This window comes from Chryseobacterium sp. SIMBA_028 (assembly GCF_046535285.1).
Taxonomy (GTDB): Bacteria; Bacteroidota; Bacteroidia; order Flavobacteriales; family Weeksellaceae; genus Chryseobacterium.
Genome location: NZ_JAWRWZ010000918.1, coordinates 1 through 228 on the forward strand (window position 1 = coordinate 1; position 228 = coordinate 228).

The following is a 228-nucleotide window of genomic DNA, read 5'->3' on the forward strand; positions in this document are numbered from 1 at the left end:
TTAATATTTCATTGAATTCCCAAAATTCATTTTATAAAAAAGACAAAGTATTGGTCCTGAATCCATTTGAAAAAAATGCAGACCAGATCCTTAAAAACCAAAATATCTTAGCTTCCATCCAGTTTAATCCGACAGAAAAATCTGGCTGGAACGGAAATTATCGTTTTATTTCCAATGATAATCTTATCAATGCCAATTTCAGCAATGAAGAACGCGAACAGACTTCTC

At 32.0% G+C, this 228-nt stretch carries 1 protein-coding gene; it reads left to right on the top strand.

Annotation, left to right across the window (positions count from 1 at the left end):
* A partial coding sequence (locus SCA31_RS25885; protein WP_410699794.1) for a hypothetical protein occupies positions 1–228 on the top strand: 228 nt, incomplete at both ends.